Genomic DNA, 17,903 nt, shown 5'->3' on the forward strand with positions numbered 1-17,903 from the left:
GAAACTTCATGACCTCACTCTCCGAGCAGTTGTCCGCAGCACCCAACAATTACCTGACTGCACCGATGAACGCTCAGCTCACGGTGCTCAATGCACTGGCCACCCAGGCAATCGACAGCGCCAGCCGCATCACGGCGCTGAATCTGACCACGTCCCAGGAAGTCCTCGAGCGCTCGGCGCAGACGGCCCGCCAGCTGATCGGCGCGCGCGACGCGCGTGACCTCGCCGTGCTGCGCAGCCATGCCGAAGAACAGGTGCACAGCCTGTTTGCGTATAGCCGCGAGTTGCTCGGTATCGCTGTCGGCGCCCAGCCATTCCTGCTGCGCAGCGCGACGCCCGCACCGGCACCCGCACCTGCAATAGTAACGGCGCCGGTCGCCGAGATGGCACCGGTCGCCGAGATGACGCAGGCCGTCGTCGATGCCGGCAAGGCCACCGCCGACACCGTGCAGGCAGCAGCAGAGCGCACGATCGATGCGGTTGCAGCGGCGCCAACGCCAGAACCCGTCGCCGTCGCCCCGGCGCCGGTTGTCGAAGCGCCCGAGCCGGAAGTCGACGCAGCGCCAAGCGCAGAGGCGGCGCCCCAGCCTGCCCCGACGATCGACGCCGTGACAAGCATGCTGCAGGAACCAGCACCCGATGACGCGGCGCTCAATGTGCTGTCCAGCCCTGCGGCGGCCAAGCCCACGCCAATCGCCCAGGCAGCTGGCAACGGCGCCGTCATGGCGGCAACGCCACTGGCGCCAGCGGCCGCGCCGATCGAGCGGCGCGACCCGGACGCCCCTGCCACGGCGGCCACGCCGCGCCGGCGCCGCAAGTAACGGGCACCTGACGCCACAGCCAGGACGGCAGTAGCCAAGCGGCCACCACGGCCCCGCGCTGCGCCAACTAGGCAAAACGACTACACTAGCGGGCTCTGGCCCGCTTTTTTTTCGGGCGCAACCGCAAGGAATTCGAATGAGTCTGTCCAGGCTGATCGGCGGCTTCGTGCGCCGTCATTGGCAATCCTATGCCTCGTCGGCCGTGATGCTCGTCGGCGTCGCGATCTGTACGGTTCTCATCCCCCGCAAGGTCGGCGCACTGGTCGACGCGCTCGCCAATAACCGCCTCGGCGAGCAGGATCTCCTGCTCGGCATCGCCCAGGTTCTCGGCCTGGGTGTGGCCATTTACGTGCTGCGCGTGTGCTGGCGGATCCGCCTGTATTCGGCCGCCTACCAGCTCGGCGTCGAGCTGCGCACGCGCCTGTATGCGCGCCTGGCCGCGCAAGGCCCTGCCTTCTATCAGCGCCAGCGCACCGGCGACCTGATGGCGCTGGCCACCAACGACATCGACGCCATCGAGATGGCCGCCGGCGAAGCCCTGCTGGCCGCGTTCGACGGCACGCTCACGCTGGTGATGGTCCTCGGGATCATGACGCTGGGCGTGGACTGGCGCCTGGCGCTCGTCGCGCTGCTGCCGTTCCCGCTGATGGGGCTCGCGTTCTGGTACATCTCGACCCATATCCAAAAAGCCGAGGGGGATGCGCTCAAGGGTTTCTCGAAGCTAAACGACCACGTGCAGGAGTCGCTGTCGGGCGTGCGCACGCTGCGCGCCCTCGGCCTCGAAGCGCGCAGCAGCACCCAGTTCGGCGTGCTGACGGCCAACGCGGCCGAGGCCAGCCTCACCGCGCAGAAATGGGAAGCGGCCTACGAGCCGGCCGTTGGCCTGGCGCTGACCGCCGCCACCGGCCTGACGCTGGGCCTGGGCGGCTACCTGGTCTGGCAGAACGAACTGACGGTCGGCGCGCTGACCAGCTTCACGATGTACCTGGGCCAGCTGATCTGGCCCATGTTCGCCGCCGGCTGGGTGGTCACGCTGATCGAACGGGGCCGCGCCGGCATGGCGCGCCTGCAGCCGCTGCTCGAGGCGCCGCTGTCGGTCGAAGACGCCGGCACGATCGACCAGGTGGGCCAGGGCCCGCTGGTGCTCGAAGGCGTCACGTTCACGTATGGCGTGAACGGCGCCGGTAAAGACGGCGCGGCCGCTGACGACACGGCGCAGGCGCCTGCCCTCTCCGGCGTGTCCGTCACGCTCGAACCCGGCCAGACGCTGGGTCTCGTCGGCCCGACCGGCTCCGGTAAATCGACGCTGCTGCGCGTGCTGCTGCGCCAGGCGACGCCGCAACAGGGCCAGGTGCGCTGGGCCGGGCAGCCGCTCGACGCCTATCGCCTGAGCGCCCTGCGCAGCGCCACCAGCTGGGTGCCGCAAGAGTCGTTTTTGTTCTCGTCCACGATTGCCGAAAACATCGCGCTGGCCCGGCCTGACGCCTCGCGCGCCGAGATCGAAGACGCGGCGCGCATGGCCGCCATCCACGACGACATCCTGCGCTTCCCGTATGGCTACGACACCCCGGTCGGCGAAAAAGGCATCACGCTCTCGGGCGGCCAGCGCCAGCGCGTGGCGATTGCCCGTGCGCTGCTGGCCGACAATCCACTGCTGCTGCTCGACGACGCGCTGTCGGCGGTGGACACCGGCACCGAAACGCGCATCCTCGAACACCTGGCCGAATTGCGCCGGGCACGGCCCGAGCGCGCCGCCATCATCGCCAGCCACCGCCTGTCGGCCGTGGTCGGGGCCGACCACATCGTGGTGCTGCGCGCCGGGCGCGTGATTGAAGCCGGCACGCACGACGAACTCTTGCTGCTGGATGGCTGGTACGCCAGTCAGTGGCGCTATCAACAACTGGAGGCCAGCCTTGACGCAACCTGAAGCAACGCTGGACACAGCCGACGCATCTACCACCACCCCGCCGCCGCCCAAGACCGATAACAGCCTGGAACGCGGCGTCATGCGCGACCAGGCCAAACTGGCCACGCGCCTGCTGCGCCGCGCCGCCGCGCCCGAACAGCGCCACCTGATCATCGCCACGCTGTGGCTGATCCTGGCGGCGGCCTTCGAAGTGGTCGGCCCGCTGCTGGGCAAGGCGCTGATCGACGACCACCTGCTGCCGCGCAATCTCGACTGGCCGCAGATGGCCCTGCTCCTGGGCGGCCTGGTGGTCACCGGCTGGGTGTCGAGCTGGGTGCGCTACCTGCAACTGATCCGCCTGTCCGGCGTGGCGATGCGCTCGGTGCAGCGCCTGCGCGAATGGGTCTATGGCCACGTGCTGCGCCTGCCGATGGCGTTCTTCGACCGCGCCATCACCGGTCAGCTGGTCAGCCGCGTGACCAACGACACCGAGGCCGTCAAGACGCTCTATATCCAGGTGCTGTACGTCATGCTCGACAACTCGATCGTCCTGATCGGCACGATGGTTGCAATGGCGTGGCTCGACTGGCGCCTGATGCTGATCGTGCTGTTGCTGGTGCCGGCGGTGGTCGGCATCGTCTGGCTGTATCAGCGCCTCTCCGCGCCGGCCGTTACCCGAGCGCGCGCGCTGCGCAGCGACATCAATGCGCAGATGGCCGAGTCGATCGGCGGCATGACCGTGCTGCAGGCCAGCAATGCCGAACTGCGCTTCGGCGAACGCTTCCTCGTCACCAACCGCACCCACTACACGGCGCGCCTGGCCGAGCTGCGCGCCAACGCGTTCCTGCTACGCCCTGCGCTGGACCTGCTCAACGTGGCGCTGCTGGCACTGGTGATTTTCGCGTTCGGCCAGCGCGAGATCGGCGCCGTCGAAGTGGGCGTGCTGTACGCGTTCGTCAGCTACATCGCGCGCGTCGTCGAGCCGCTCATCCAGATCACGATGCAGTTCAGCGGCCTGCAGCAGGCGGTGGTCGCGGCCGCGCGCGTGAACACGCTGCTCGACGAAGCGGGCGCGCCCGAACATGATGTGGACCGCATCCATGGTCAGAATGCGTTTTCGCCCGACGCTCCGGCCGTCAGCGTGCGCAATGTCGAATTTGCCTACGTGCCCGGCCAGCCGGTGCTGCACGACCTGTCGCTGGACGTTCCGCAAGGCGCGTTCTTCGGCATCGTCGGCCACACGGGCAGCGGCAAGTCGACGCTGCTGTCGCTGCTGCTGCGCTACTACGTCGTCGAACAGGGCAGCATCGAGATCGGCGGCGTGCCGCTGGCGAAGATCGGCAACGAGCGCTTTCGCAACGAAGTGGGCCTGGTGCCGCAAGACCCGTTCATCCTGGCCGCCAGCGCGCGCGAAAACATCGACATGGGCCGCGGCCTGCCGCTCGAACGCCTGATGGATGCGGCGCGCGCGGCGCATGCGCACGATTTCATCAGCGCGCTCGAACAGGGTTACGACACGCAGCTGGGCGAAGGCGGCTCGCGCCTGTCGTCGGGCCAGAAGCAGCTGATCGCCATTGCCCGCGCACTGGCGGGCGAGCCGCGCATCCTGCTGCTCGACGAAGCGACGTCGCGCATCGACAGCGCCACCGAACAGGTGGTGCAACAGGCACTCGAAGAACTGCGCGGCAAGGTGACCATCATCGCCATCGCGCACCGCCTGTCGACGATCCGCGACGCTGACCGCATCATCGTGCTCAACCACGGCCGGATCACCGAAGCCGGGCCGCACGAAGAACTGATGCGCATCGAGGGTGGCCTGTACCAGCGCCTGTATCTGCTGCAGCAGATCGCCCTCTAGGACGGCACGCACCGACTGTGCGTCCGATTTGCCCGCCCCGGCTTATGATGACGGTTCATCATCACTGCGCGCGATCATGACCTTACAACCGGCTGCAGTTCCCTCGTTCAACCAGCCGGGCCGCATGGCCCGGCGGCTGCGCGAGCACGACTGGAGCGTCTCGACGCTGGGGCCGCGCGCCACGTGGCCGCACAGCCTGAACCTGGCCCTGAACATCTGCCTCGACTCGCATTTCCCGATCGCGATCTGGTGGGGGCCCGACCTGATCCAGTTCTACAACGACGCCTACCAGCCGATCATCGGCGACGACAAGGACGTCACGGGCTTTGGCGGGCCGGCGTTCGAGTCATGGCAGGAAATCTGGGACACCATCGGCCCCATGGTCGAGCAAGTCATGCAACAGGGCGAAGCCGTCCGGGGCGAGGACCTGCCGCTCTGGATCCGCCGTAATGGCGTGCTGGGCCTCGCGCATTTCACGTTTTCGTACAGCCCGATTCGCGACGACAGCGGCGCCGTGCTCGGCATGTTTACGGCGGCCGTCGAAACCACGGCGCGCATGGACCTCGAACGGCGCCAGGCGTTTCGCCTGAAGCTGGCGCAGGACCTGCGCCAGATGCCGGGCCCGGACGCCGCGATGCAGGCGGCCAGCCTGGCGCTCGGTGACTACCTGGACGCGCCGTTCGTGCGCCTGGGCGCCATCGACGCGGCGACGCGCTCTCTGGTCCTCGAACCGGCCACGCCGGACGGCGCCGCGCTGACGATTGCGCTGGACGGCCCGCGCGCCGCCTGGTGCACCGCGCTCGATGAGGGTGCGCCCGTGCGGCTCGACGACCTGCGCGATCAGGCGCCCGTCCCCGGCATCGCCTCGTTGCTGATGTTGGCGGCCATCGAGGATGGCAGCGTCGGCACGGTGCTGGTCGTCGGCAAGCACGCGCCGTACCGCTGGACCGATGGCGACGTGCTGACGGCCCGCGAAAGCCTGGACCAGATCGAGGGCGTGCTCCGGCGCCTGCGCGCCGAGCAGCTCGTGCGCCAGAATCTGGCCACTGAAATCGAACGCCTGCGCCACATGTTCGACCAGGCGCCCAGCTTCCTGGCCGTCACGCAGGGGCCGCAGCACGTGTTCGACCTGGCCAATGCGGCCTTCGGGTCCCTGGTGGGCGAGCGCGAGATCCTCGGCCTGCCGGTGCGCGCCGCACTGCCCGAGCTCGGGGGCCAGGGCTTCTTCGAACTGCTCGACGAGGTGTATGCGACGGGTGTGCCGTTCATCAGCCGGGGCACGCCGATCAAGCTTCAGCGCACGCCGGACGCACCGCTCGACGAACTGATGGTCGATTTCATCTACCAGCCGGTGCTGGACGCCGAAGGCACCGTCACCGGCATCCTGATCGAAGGCACGGACGTCTCGATGCAGTACAGCGCCCAGGCCGAACTGGTGCGCGAGCGCGATCTGAGCCAGCACGTGTTGTCGAGCATGAAGGAAGGCTTTGCCATCGTCGGCAGCGACCTGACGGTACGGCAGGTGAACGACGAAGGCGTGCGACTGGCGCAGCGCCCGCGCGAGGCGATTGTCGGCATGCCGGCCGGCGCCGTCTGGCCCTGGCTTGACGGCGACGCGACCGACGCGCTGTCCGGGCGCGTGCTGGCCAGCCACGCCGCCGAAATCCGGGACGTGCCGTTCGCCTGGCCGGACGGGCGCCAGGCGTGGATGGAGCTGCGCATCTACCCGTCGCTCGACGACAGCATGGCGCTGTTCTTCCGCGACATCACCGAGCGCAAGGTGGCGCAGCGCCAGCTGCGCGACGCCGACAAGCGCAAGGACGAATTTCTGGCCATGCTCGCGCATGAACTGCGCAATCCCCTCGCCCCGATCGGCGCCGCGGCCGACCTGCTGCGCATGGCACATCTCGATGAAGCGCGCCTGCGCCAGACAAGCGGCATCATCACCCGGCAGGTCAGGCACATGACAAGCCTGATCAACGACCTGATGGACGTCTCGCGCGTCACGCGCGGCCTGATCACGCTCGAACACGACATCCTCGACGCCAAGGCGCTGATTGCCGATGCCGTCGAGCAGACCAGGCCCCTCATCGCCGCGCGCCGGCACAGCCTGGACGTGCACACGCCACACGAACCGGCTTTCGTGCGCGGTGACCAGAAGCGCCTCGTGCAGGTCCTCGCCAACCTGCTGGGCAATGCGGCCAAGTACACGCCGGAAGGCGGCGAGATTGCCGTGTCGCTGGAGGTGCGCGGGGCGCTCGTGCGCTTTACGGTGCGCGACAACGGCATTGGCATGGCGCCGTCACTGATCGCCAGCGTGTTCGAGCTGTTCATGCAGGGCGAGCGCACGTCGGACCGCTCGCAGGGCGGTCTGGGCATCGGCCTGGCGCTGGTACACAGCCTGGTCGAGCTGCATGGCGGCGCCGTGTCGGCGCACAGCGCGGGCCTCGGCCAAGGCAGCACATTCACGGTCGTGCTGCCGGCCGTGGCGAGCGATGTCGACGCGCTGCCCACGCCGGCGCACCGCTTGCCCGCGCCCACCGGACCGCGCCTGCGCATCATGGTCGTGGACGACAACGTCGATGCGGCGCAGATGCTGTCGATGTTTCTCGAGGCGGCCGGGCACGACGTGGTCACCGAACACAGTCCGTACGCGGCGCTCGAACGCGCGCGGGCCGACACAGTCGATGTGTTCCTGCTCGATATCGGACTGCCCGACATGGACGGCTACGAACTGGCGCAGCGCCTGCGCCAGCGCGCCGGTGGCGCAGGTGCCACCTTCATCGCGATCACCGGCTACGGGCAGGAGTCCGACCGCGGCTCGAGCATGAACGCGGGCTTTTCGTACCACTTCGTCAAGCCGGTCGACACGCTGGAACTGGCGCGCCTGCTGGCGACGCTGGCTGAAAAGCCGGCCAGGTTCAAGGCCGGCTCCAGTTGACGCAGCCGCCCGGCGCGCCCGCCCCGCTCACGAGCAGCGCGCCGTGCCGGTACAGGGTCAGGTGGTGGCGGGAAGGGATGGCCATCACCACCACACCCATCGCGCGGTCGCTCCAGACCAGGCGTCCGTCGACGGCGTCGAGCGCGGCGAATACCTCGCGCGGTCCGGCGCCCGGATGAAACACGACCGTGGTGAGGTTCTGGCCGGGCGGCGGCACGAGCGCCCAGCCACCGAGGGCGGCGCTGCCGGCGGCCAGCAGCACCAGGCCGGCTACCGAGGCGCGCGCGCCCGTGCCGCCGCCATCCGGCCGGCGCAGCCAGCGCAGGCCCAGCAACAGCGGCGCGATGCCGAACACGACGAGCCAGCCCAGGTCCCACAGCAGCGGATCGGGACTGTCGACGCGGATGCGGTGGATGCCCAGCAGCCAGTGCGACAGCAGCGCATCGATCGCATGCCACGATCCGAAGCCGGCCAGCATGGCGCCCGCCAGCGGCCGGCCCCAGTGCATCGCGCCGCGCCGCTGCGCGCGCCACAGGCCCGCCAGGCCCACGAGCGCGACCACGTACATCAGCAGGTGGAAGTAACCATCCCACAGCACCTGCAGGCGCAGGTCGTCCATCCCGGGCACCAGGCTGAACAGATGGTGCCATTGCAGGATCTGGTGCAGCAGGATACCGTCGAAAAAACCGCCCAGGGCAAAGCCCAGTGCTACGCCCCACCTGACCCACGGTGATTTCCACATGGCTGACCTCTATCCGGATAATTGTCCGGCCAGTATAGGTCGATGGTCCGACGGCGCACGCACGCTTGCCTGCGCCGCGTGGGACACTTGGAAACGATGCCGCTGTGTCATTTTTGTGACATTTCACGACAAACTGAATTTCTTGTTTGCAACAGCAATATAATATTCCAAACCAACTTCCGCCGGCTTCCCCGGTGCGACGAAACCACGGCATGTTCGCTATCCTGCATCGCGCCTTGTCGCGCTCCCGATTCAACGCCGTGGCCTTGTCACTGTGCGTTGCGTCGGCCTGCGCGCTCGCCGGTGACGGCCCGGCGCTCGACGCGCGCCTGGCCGAGATCCGCGAAGTCAACCGCATCGTCCCTGAACGCGCCCTGCCGATGCTCGAAGCCATCGAGGGCCAGGCACGCGTGGCCCCGCTGCCGCAGCGGATCGAATTCCTGAACCAGCTGGCCGCCGCCCGCCACGGGATGGGCCAGCATGCGCAGGCAGTCGCGCTGGCCAACGAGCTCATTGTCCTGGGCCGCCAGCACGATCACACCGGCGCACTGGCCAAGGGCCTTTTGATGCAGGGGTACGCTGCGTTCGCGCAGCACCGCCCGGGTGAATCCCACCGCCTGATCTGGGAGGCCGAGAAACTGGCCAACACGACGAACGATATCGACCTGCGCGTGCGCGCCGCGATTTCGTCGGGTGAATCGTATGCCGAGGAAGGCAATCTGCCGCGCGCCCTGCAGGGCCTGCAGGGCGCTGCCGCGCTGGCGCGTTCAAACGGCGATCCGGTCCATATCGTGATGGCGCTGTATTCCCTGGCGCGGCTGTATACCCAGATGCGCGAACCCGAAAAAGGCTTCGACGTGCTGGACGAGGCCTATGCCGCCGCCGCCAGCGCCAACTCGCCCGGCCGTACGGCGCTGCTCAAGCGGATCGAGTATGGCCTGGCGATCGATACCGGCCAGAACGAGCGCGCCCTGCGCGCGCTGCAGGAAGGCCTCGCGCTCGAGCGCAAGATCGGCGCTACCAATCGCATCGCCGGTACCCTGGTCAATCTGTCGGACTGGTATCTCAAGATGGGGGACTACCCCAACGCCGTCGTCTACGCGCAGCAGGCGCTCGACGCGCTGAAAACCCTGAACGATCGCCGGCTCGACGCGATCGCGCACCTGAACCTGGGCCAGGCCTTCCTGGCCACCGGCCGCCTCGTCGAGGGCAAGCGCCATATCGAGGCCGGTATTGCCGGCTATGAAGAAATGGGCGACAAGCCCGAACTGCAGACCGCGCTGGTGGAATACGGCCTGGCGCTCGAGCGCGTGGGCGACCTGCCAGGGGCCCTGAAGGCCTATCACCGCGAGCGCACGCTGTCGAACGAACTGTTTGAAAAGCGCCGCCAGCAGGCCATGCTCGAGCTGCAAGAGAAGTACGAGGCCGAACGCAAGCAGCGCCAGATCGAACTGCTGCGCAGCGAAAACACGATCAAATCTGCCGAAATCGACAACCGCCGCCTGCAGCAGCGCGTCTGGTGGCTGGTGCTCGTCGTGATCGCGCTGGCGGCGATCGTGGTGGGTCTTTTGTACCGCAAGGTACGCCATGCGAACGCACAGCTGCACGCGAAGAACTGGGAACTGAAACAGCAGAGCGTGCGCGATCCGCTCACGGGCCTGTACAACCGCCGCCACTTCCTCGAGTACATGCGCGCGCTGCCCCCATCGACGCCGTCAGCGGCCGGGACGGACGGCGTCGGCGCGCTGTTCCTGCTCGACGTCGACCACTTCAAGCATATCAACGACACCCACGGCCACGCGGCGGGCGACACGGTGCTGACCACGATCTCGGCCAGCCTGGCCGAGATCCTGCGTGAGACCGACATGATCGTACGCTGGGGCGGCGAAGAGTTCCTGGCGTTCCTGCCATCGGTGCCGCGCCATCGCATGGATGAAGTGGCCGCGCGCATCCTGGGCGGCATCAACGCCACCGTCATCGACCATGCCGGCGTGGAGATTGCAGTGACCGTGTCGATCGGTTTCGCGCCGTTCCCGCTTGCCATCGGCAAGCAGGCCATGGCCTGGGAACGCGTGGTCAACCTGGTGGACATGGCCCTGTACATGGCCAAGTCGCATGGCCGCAACCGTGCTTACGGCGTGCGCGGTTTCGCCGATGGCGAGCGTGTGAACCTGGATGTGATCGAGCAGAACCTGGAGCACGCCTGGCGCTCGGGCCAGGTCGACATGGCCATCGTGTACGGCGATCCGGACATGCCGCGGGCCGCCAGCGCTTGAGTCGGCGCGGGCGATGTCCGGGTTCAGCGCGAAGGATCGGCCAGCGGGTGGTCGCGCCGGCCGGCGTCGATGCGCGCCTTGACTTCGCGCGTGCGCGCATCCTCGCCCCAGCGCTTGGTAAACGTGGCAAGGCGGGTGCGCGCCTGTTCGAAGCTGCCCGTATTCAGCAGACGCTCGATGGCGTTGTTGGCAGTGGTCCAGGCAGCGCGGCGCTGCCCGGCGCGCGTACAGGCCGCGGCCGCCGTATTGAGCCCGCTTTGGACTTGGCGCAGCTGCTCGGGCGTCGCACGCGTCTTGCGCAGCGCGATCAACTCGTCCTGCGCTTCCTTCGGCTTGCACTCCTTGGCCAGGGCGATGGCTGACGCCATGCGGCGCTCGATGCGGGCCGCGGTCGGCTTGGTCAGCATCCAGGCCAGCCACAGGAGACCCAGGCCGATCAGCCACCAGCGCAGGCGGATCGGTCTGCGCGTTGGAACAGCCGGGCGTGGTGGGAGGGTGGCGCGCACGGGTGGCGCGGGTGGCACCGGTGGCGCTGGTGGTGCTGGTGGCGCCGGCGCCGGAATCGGCTTCGGCGCGGGCGGCGGTTGAACGACTGGTGCAGCGATGACCGGCGCCGGCGGCACGGGTGGCGCGGGTGGTACGGGAAGCACGGGAAGCACGGGTGGCATCACGACCGGCGACGCCGGTACGGCGTTGAGCGGCGCCTGCGCCGTTCCGCACCACGGACAAAAATCGACCGGCTGTGGAAACGCGCGGCCGCAGCCGATATTGATGCAGGAATCGTTGTGTGCCATGGTGCCCCGTATTTCGCTGTTGCCGTACATGCCGAAAGACGGCCTGCCAACCGCTGTCTTGATCGTGATCGAAGGCCGCATGATAGCGCCCCGCACTGCCGCGCGTCGCGCTGTTTGCCCGGTAGCGCCGCCTGATCCCTCGCGGTGCACCGGAACGTATAATGGCCGCTTCCCTCTTGCCTCCTGTGCGCCGATGACCGCTGCCGCCCCCCTCCTTTCCGACGACGACCTGCCCGCCACCGTGGTGGACGCCGCGACCGCGCACCTGGCGGCCGTGCTGTCGATCGCCCTCGAACACGGCCCGGCGCACAAGGCGCTGGTCGTGTACGACACGCGCACGCCGCTGGCGCGCGCCCTGCTCGCGGGCTACCGGCGCAATCTGCCCGAGGCCGCGTTCGTGGACTTTGACAGCGTGACGCCCGATGCGGTACTGGCGGCGTTCCGTTCGATGGCCGCGCACGACCTGGTGGTGCTGGTCCAGTCGACCAATTTCCGGCTCGACGGCTTTCGCATCCGCGTCGAGCTGTTCAAGCTCGATCTGAAAGTGATCGAGCACGTGCACCTGTCGCGCATGCCCGGCATCCAGGGCGAACACTATGTCAATGCGCTGGCCTACGATCCCGCCTACTTCCGCGGCACCGGGCGCGCGCTCAAGGCGCTGATCGATGCCGCGCCGCATGGCCGCGTGGTCGGCGGCGGCGAGACGCTCACCTTTGCCTCGCCGTTCGAAGCGGCCAAGCTCAATATCGGCGACTACAGCGAGATGAACAACGTCGGCGGCCAGTTTCCGATCGGCGAAGTGTTCACCGAGGCGCAGGACCTCGAAGCCGTGCATGGCCGGGTCCAGATCCACGTGTTCGGCGACACCAGTTACCGCTCGAACCATCCCGACGTACCGGTCACCTTGATCATCGAAGCGGGCCGCGTGACCGGAACAGAAAACGCCACGCCCGCCTTCCTGCAGGTGCTCGAGAACATCCGTCTCGAGGAAGGCGAAGTGTGGGTGCGCGAGCTGGGGTTCGGGCTGAACCGCGCCTTCACGCGCGACCTGCGGGTGGACGATATCGGGACGTATGAGCGCATGTGCGGCATCCACCTGTCGCTCGGGGCCAAGCATGGCGTGTACACGAAGCCGGGCTTCAAGCGCAAGGATGCGCGCTTTCACATCGACGTGTTCGCAGTCACCGATGCGGTGTTTCTGGGCGACGTGCAGGTGTATGCCGACGGGCGCTGGCTGGCCTGAGCCGGACCGTGCCTGCCGGCCGGTGGTATGATTTCGACCTCATCTACCAGGGCCCCATGATGCCAGATACCGTCCCCCAGCATGTCCGGGAAATCCAGGCCATTGCCGCCGTGCCGCGCGTACTGGAAACAGTAGCGACCATGACCGGGCTGGGGTTCGTCTGCATCGCGCACGTCACCGACACGACCTGGACCACCTGCGCCGTCCACGACCAGCTCGGGTTCGGCCTGCAGGCGGGCGACCCGCTCGACGTCACCACCACGCTGTGCGAAGAAGTACGCGCGACGCGCCAGCCGATCGTCATCGACAGCGTGCGTGACAGCGATTCGTATCGTGACCACCACACGCCGCGCCTGTACGGCTTCCAGAGCTACTTTTCGATCCCGATCTTCCGTCCCGAGGGCGACTACTTCGGCACCCTGTGCGGCCTCGATCCCGAACCGGCAGCATTGAGCACGGGCGCCACCGTGTCGGCGCTGACACTGTTCGCCGAACTCATTTCGCGCCAGCTCGAAACCGAGCGCTCGCTGCGCGCCACCCGCTCGGACCTGCTGTCCGAACGCGAAACGGCCGAACTGCGCGAGCAGTTCATCGCGGTGCTGGGCCACGACCTGCGCACGCCGCTCAGCGCCATCCTGACCGGGGCCGAACTGCTCAAGCGCCGCAGCACCGATCCGGCCACCGACAAGGTCGTCGAACGGGTGCGCAGCAGCGCCATGCGCATGGCCGGCCTGGTCGACAACGTGGTCGATTTTACGCGCGGGCGCATGGGTTCCGGCCTCGCGCTCGAACTGTGCCAGAGCGCCGACGTGCACCTGATGCTCGACCAGGTGGTCGACGAGCTGCGTGGCGTGTACCCTGACCGCGTGATCCAGTCCGACATCGCGCGTGACATCGCACTGCGCAGCGATCCGCAGCGGCTCGCGCAACTGCTGTCGAATCTTCTCAAGAATGCGCTGCTGCATGGCGACAGCGGGAAGCCGATCCATGTGGAAGCGCGCATCGACGGCGCCAGCTTCGTGCTCGCCGTGAGCAACGCCGGCCCCGACCTGAGCCAGGCCATCATCGCCCAGCTGTTCAAGCCCTACTGGCGCGCCACCTCACGCGCCGGCGACGAAGGCCTGGGACTGGGCCAGTACATCGTCGACCAGATCGCGCGCGGCCACGACGGCGCGATCGGCGTCACATCAACGGACGGGCGCATCACGTTCACTTTCAGAATGCCGGCGGCATAGCTTTCTCCCGGTGCTTGCCGGCCTGGCCGCACCTGCCCATACTGTTTGCCATTTGTGCAACCATGTCTGGAGAAGAAGATGCGTTCCGCCCTGCCCCGCCGCCATTCCCATGTTGCTTACTTCGCCGCCTGCATCGCAATGCTGGCCGCTGCCGGCGCGTATGCCGATGACAGCGCCGCCATCGCCCGCATCGAGTCCGGCCTGCGCCCGGAAGTCGCCCTGGCCGATGTGCCGGTAGCGCCGCTGGCCTTGACCGACGAAATGAAACGGCTGAACGTGCCGGGCGTGAGCGTGGCTGTGATCAAGGACGGCAAGGTGGCCTGGACGCGCGGCTACGGCGTGGCCTGGACCGGCGGGCCGGCCGTCACGCCGCAGACGCTGTTCCAGGCAGCCTCCCTCAGCAAACCCGTGTCGGCGATGGCGGCGCTGCGCATGGTCGAACAGGGCAAGCTCGCTCTGGACGCCGGCATCGACCAGGCGCTCACCAGCTGGACGCTGCCGAAGGGTAACGGCACGCCAAGCCTGCGCCAGCTGCTGTCGCACACCGGCGGCATGAGCGTCTCGGGCTTTCCCGGCTACGCCGCCGGCAAGAGCGTGCCGACGCTGCAGCAGGTGCTCGATGGCGCCGGCCCTGCCAACACGAAGGCCATCCGGGTCACTGCGGCGCCTGGGTCGGCCTTCCGCTACTCGGGCGGCGGCTACACGCTGGTGCAGCAGGCGATGATCGATCGCGCCGGCCAGCCGTTCGACGCGATCCTGCACGAACTGGTGCTGGCGCCGCTGGGCATGACCGCCAGCACCTACGCCCAGCCTCTCCCGCCGGATCTGGCGCCCAATGCCGCGCGGCCGCATGACGAAAACGGCAAGCCGTTCCCCGGCGGCGCCTACACCTATCCCGAACAGGCTGCCGCCGGCCTGTGGACCACGCCGCACGACCTGGCGCGCTTCGCGATCGCGATCCAGCAAGGCGCGGCGGGCGCAACGGACGGCGTGCTCACGCCCGCGATGACGCGCACGATGCTCCAGCCAGTCAAGAACAACTATGCGCTGGGCTTGCAGATACAGGACGGCGGCAAGGGCTTCAGCCACGGTGGCAGCAACCAGGGCTTCAAGGCGGTGTTCTACGCTGCCGTCGCTGACGGCAGCGGCGCGGTCATCCTGACCAATGGCGACAATGGCATCGACGTGGCGGCAGGTCTGATGCGCGCCATCGCCTACGAGTACAAATGGGACAGCAACCAGACCAAGCTGCGCAAGGCCGTCGCGCTTGCGCCGGAAGCGCGGCGCACGCTGGTGGGCCGCTACAAGCTGGACGGCGCGCCGGACTTCGACATCGCCGAGCGCAAGGGCCAGCTGATGGTCAACCAGAGTGGCCAGTGGGAACCGCTGTACGCCGAATCGGACAAGGTGTTGTTTGTCCTGTCGCGCGATATCGAACTGCGCCAGCAGGATGCCGACAATGGCCAGATCGTCATGGGCACGTGGGTACGGGGGTATGCACGCGTGGCCAACATGCAATGAGCACGTACTAATCGGGCAATTCCATGCAGGCGCGCGTCATTGGTGTGGTGCGCGCCACATGTATCCGGATTTTTACAAATACGTTAAGCAATTGAAGAATATCAACGATAGAATTCCTGTCATATTCCAACAACAAATCCAGGGGAATCATGTTTCGTTTGCCAATCGGCGTAGCAGCTCTATGCCTCGCAGCATCTTCGTTTGCCGCAGCACCGTTCGACGACAAGTTCCGCCAGCTCGATGAGCTGCTGCCGACCCCAGGCACGATCCGCACCGCCTCCGGCGCCCCGGGCCACGCCTACTGGCAGCAACGCGCCGATTACACGATCCGCACCACGCTCGATGAAGCCAAACGCGCGCTCTCCGGCGCTGGCACGGTCACCTACCACAACAATTCCCCGGACACCCTCAAATACCTGTGGGTGCAGCTCGACCAGAACATCTACAAGACCGATTCGGATGCACGCCAGAGCGCCATCCTGCCTTCGCGCGAGGCGTGGGCCAACGGCACCCAGACCACCGGCCTGAAATACGATGCCCTGCGCACCGTGCTCGAGGGACGCACCTTCCCCGGCGGCTTCGACATCCTGGCCGTCAAGGATGCGGGCGGGCGCCCGCTGCCGTACACGATCAACAAGACGATGATGCGGATCGATCTGCCGCAGCCACTCAAACCGGGCGCGAAGGTGACCTTCGGCATCGACTGGCGCTACAACATCAATGAGCAGAAGGTGCTCGGCGGACGCGCTGGCTACGAAAAATTCGACGACAAGAACGACCTGTTCGAAATCGCGCAGTGGTTCCCGCGCATGGCCGCCTACTACGACGTGTACGGCTGGCAGCACAAGCAGTTCCTGGGCTCGGGCGAATTCACGCTGGAGTTTGGCGACTACGACGTGCGCATCACGGTGCCGGGCGACCACATCGTCGCTTCCACGGGCGAGCTGCAAAATCCGGGCGAGGTCTTGACCGCGGCCCAGCGCGATCGCCTGCAACAGGCCAAGACGGCGAAAAAGCCGGTCATCATCGTGACCCAGGCCGAAGCCGAAGCGGCCGAGAAGGTCCGTAGCACGGCCATGAAAACCTGGCACTTCAAGGCCAAGAACGTGCGTGACTTCGCGTTCGCGTCGAGCCGCAAGTTCATCTGGGATGCACAGGCGGTCAAGAGCGGCAAGCAGGACGTGCTGGCGATGTCGTACTACCCGAAGGAAGGCAATCCGCTGTGGGAGAAATACTCGACCCAGGCGATCATCCACACCATCGAGCAGTACAACAAGTACTCGTTCGACTACCCGTACCCGACGGCGATCTCGGTCAACGGCCCGGTGGGCGGCATGGAATACCCGATGATTTCGTTTAACGGTCCGCGTCCGAGCAAGGACAAGAAGACCGGCGAACTGACGTACTCGCAGCGCACCAAGTATGGCCTGATCGGCGTGATCATCCACGAAGTGGGCCACAACTACTTCCCGATGATCGTCAATTCGGACGAGCGCCAGTGGACCTGGATGGATGAAGGCCTGAACTCGTTCGTGCAGTTCCTGGCACAGGAAGCCTGGGAAGCCAACTGGCCGGGCGGCCGCGGCGACCCGCGCGCCATCACCACCTACATGAAGAGCACCAATCAGGTGCCGATCATGACCAACTCCGAATCAGTTCTGCAATTCGGTAACAACGCCTATGCCAAGCCGGCCACCGCACTGAACGTGCTGCGTGAAACGGTGCTGGGCCGCGAACTGTTCGACTTCGCGTTCAAGGAATACGCCGAGCGCTGGAAGTTCAAGCGTCCGACCCCAGCCGATTTCTTCCGCACGATGGAAGACGCTTCGGGCACGGACCTCGACTGGTTCTGGCGCGGCTGGTTCTACACCACCGATGCGGTGGACGTGAGCGTCGACGGCATCACCGAGTACACGGTGTCGTCCAAGGACCCTGAAGTCGAAAAAGCCATGGCGCGCGCACGCCGCGCCGCCGAGCCGGTGTCGATCACGGACCAGCGCAACAAGGGCATGCCACGCCGCGTCGATGCGCACCCGGAACTGAAGGACTTCTACAACGAGAACGACGAGTTCACCGTCACCAACAAGGACCGCAACAAGTTCGCGGAAACGACGGCCGAGCTGGAAGACTGGGAAAAGGCGCTGCTCAAGGAAGGCAAGCACCTGACGCTGGTGGACTTCTCGAACGTGGGCGGCCTGGTCACGCCACTGATCGTGGAACTGACGCTGAAGAACGGCCAGAAAACCATCGAGCGCATCCCGGCCGAAGTGTGGCGTTATTCGCCGACGAAGATCACGAAGCTGTTCGTCACCGATGAACCGATCGTCGGCCTGACGCAAGACCCGAACTGGGAAACGGCCGACGTCGATGTCAGCAACAACAGCTGGCCACGCAAGGCGACACCGTCGCGTCTCGAACTGTTCAAGACCGAACGCGATCCGAACAACCTGATGCGCGACTTCAATTCGAAGCTCAAGACGAAGGATGCGGAAGGTACCTCCGCAGTAGCGCCAGAAGCGGCGCCAACGCCGGCGGAATAACGCAGCATCCCGTTGGTTCATTACCC

11 protein-coding genes are annotated in these 17,903 nt (G+C 66.9%); 9 read left to right on the top strand and 2 right to left on the bottom strand.

The annotated features are described in order from the left end of the window. Window positions 1-8 precede the first annotated feature (8 nt). The 4 genes from AC1MGT_RS07100 to AC1MGT_RS07115 all read left to right on the top strand — a co-directional run bounded on the left by AC1MGT_RS07100 (window position 9) and on the right by AC1MGT_RS07115 (window position 7,526). Window positions 9-821: a phasin family protein gene (locus tag AC1MGT_RS07100; RefSeq protein WP_499503592.1), complete on the top strand. Its 813-nt coding sequence runs from the start codon at window positions 9-11 to the stop codon at window positions 819-821. 136 nt (window positions 822-957) lie between these two features. Continuing rightward, window positions 958-2,748: an ABC transporter ATP-binding protein gene (locus AC1MGT_RS07105; protein WP_499503593.1), complete on the top strand. Its 1,791-nt coding sequence runs from the start codon at window positions 958-960 to the stop codon at window positions 2,746-2,748. A 79-nt stretch (window positions 2,749-2,827) separates the two neighbouring features. Beyond that, entirely contained in the window at window positions 2,828-4,585 is a 1,758-nt protein-coding gene (locus tag AC1MGT_RS07110; protein ID WP_499456800.1) for an ABC transporter ATP-binding protein, read from the top strand. Window positions 4,586-4,661: 76 nt separating this feature from the next. Next, window positions 4,662-7,526 carry an ATP-binding protein gene (locus tag AC1MGT_RS07115; protein ID WP_499503594.1) on the top strand — a complete coding sequence of 955 codons (2,865 nt, stop codon included), beginning with the start codon at window positions 4,662-4,664 and terminating at the stop codon, window positions 7,524-7,526. Here the strand turns inward: AC1MGT_RS07115 and AC1MGT_RS07120 are convergent. Then, the gene (locus AC1MGT_RS07120) at window positions 7,507-8,268 is read right to left on the bottom strand and encodes a DUF2243 domain-containing protein (protein ID WP_499503595.1); all 762 of its coding nucleotides are present in this window, start codon (window positions 8,266-8,268) and stop codon (window positions 7,507-7,509) included. The two genes, AC1MGT_RS07115 and AC1MGT_RS07120, sit on opposite strands and share 20 nt — an antisense overlap. A 212-nt stretch (window positions 8,269-8,480) precedes the next feature. On the opposite strand from AC1MGT_RS07120, the gene AC1MGT_RS07125 reads away from it, so the two are divergent. Further along, a complete protein-coding gene (locus AC1MGT_RS07125) occupies window positions 8,481-10,544 on the top strand; it encodes a tetratricopeptide repeat-containing diguanylate cyclase (RefSeq protein WP_499503596.1) in 2,064 nt (687 codons plus the stop codon). Window positions 10,545-10,567: 23 nt separating this feature from the next. Here the strand turns inward: AC1MGT_RS07125 and AC1MGT_RS07130 are convergent, their stop codons facing one another. Continuing rightward, entirely contained in the window at window positions 10,568-11,338 is a 771-nt protein-coding gene (locus AC1MGT_RS07130) for a hypothetical protein (protein WP_499503597.1), read from the bottom strand. Window positions 11,339-11,531: 193 nt separating this feature from the next. On the opposite strand from AC1MGT_RS07130, the gene AC1MGT_RS07135 reads away from it, so the two are divergent. The 4 genes from AC1MGT_RS07135 to AC1MGT_RS07150 all read left to right on the top strand — a co-directional run bounded on the left by AC1MGT_RS07135 (window position 11,532) and on the right by AC1MGT_RS07150 (window position 17,877). Next, complete coding sequence (locus AC1MGT_RS07135) at window positions 11,532-12,581, top strand: hypothetical protein (RefSeq protein ID WP_499503598.1); 1,050 nt, start codon at window positions 11,532-11,534, stop codon at window positions 12,579-12,581. A gap of 56 nt (window positions 12,582-12,637) precedes the next feature. Further along, a complete protein-coding gene (locus tag AC1MGT_RS07140; protein ID WP_499503599.1) occupies window positions 12,638-13,816 on the top strand; it encodes a GAF domain-containing sensor histidine kinase in 1,179 nt (392 codons plus the stop codon). Between the two features lie 78 nt (window positions 13,817-13,894). Further along, window positions 13,895-15,337, top strand: a complete 1,443-nt coding sequence (locus AC1MGT_RS07145; protein ID WP_499503600.1) for a serine hydrolase domain-containing protein — start codon at window positions 13,895-13,897, stop codon at window positions 15,335-15,337. A gap of 149 nt (window positions 15,338-15,486) precedes the next feature. Then, entirely contained in the window at window positions 15,487-17,877 is a 2,391-nt protein-coding gene (locus AC1MGT_RS07150; RefSeq protein ID WP_499503601.1) for a M1 family metallopeptidase, read from the top strand. Window positions 17,878-17,903 lie beyond the last annotated feature (26 nt).

It is taken from the genome of Telluria sp. BA11 (assembly GCF_056680305.1).

Excerpts from the sequence above, each read along its gene's own strand:
- AC1MGT_RS07115 (WP_499503594.1), top strand. The coding sequence starts at position 4,662 with ATGACCTTACAACCGGCTGCAGTTCCCTCGTTCAACCAGCCGGGCCGC.
- AC1MGT_RS07135 (WP_499503598.1), top strand. The coding sequence starts at position 11,532 with ATGACCGCTGCCGCCCCCCTCCTTTCCGACGACGACCTGCCCGCCACC.
- AC1MGT_RS07130 (WP_499503597.1), bottom strand. The coding sequence starts at position 11,338 with ATGGCACACAACGATTCCTGCATCAATATCGGCTGCGGCCGCGCGTTT.
- AC1MGT_RS07140 (WP_499503599.1), top strand. The coding sequence starts at position 12,638 with ATGATGCCAGATACCGTCCCCCAGCATGTCCGGGAAATCCAGGCCATT.
- AC1MGT_RS07100 (WP_499503592.1), top strand. The coding sequence starts at position 9 with ATGACCTCACTCTCCGAGCAGTTGTCCGCAGCACCCAACAATTACCTG.
- AC1MGT_RS07110 (WP_499456800.1), top strand. The coding sequence starts at position 2,828 with ATGCGCGACCAGGCCAAACTGGCCACGCGCCTGCTGCGCCGCGCCGCC.
- AC1MGT_RS07120 (WP_499503595.1), bottom strand. The coding sequence starts at position 8,268 with ATGTGGAAATCACCGTGGGTCAGGTGGGGCGTAGCACTGGGCTTTGCC.
- AC1MGT_RS07125 (WP_499503596.1), top strand. The coding sequence starts at position 8,481 with ATGTTCGCTATCCTGCATCGCGCCTTGTCGCGCTCCCGATTCAACGCC.
- AC1MGT_RS07105 (WP_499503593.1), top strand. The coding sequence starts at position 958 with ATGAGTCTGTCCAGGCTGATCGGCGGCTTCGTGCGCCGTCATTGGCAA.
- AC1MGT_RS07145 (WP_499503600.1), top strand. The coding sequence starts at position 13,895 with ATGCGTTCCGCCCTGCCCCGCCGCCATTCCCATGTTGCTTACTTCGCC.
- AC1MGT_RS07150 (WP_499503601.1), top strand. The coding sequence starts at position 15,487 with ATGTTTCGTTTGCCAATCGGCGTAGCAGCTCTATGCCTCGCAGCATCT.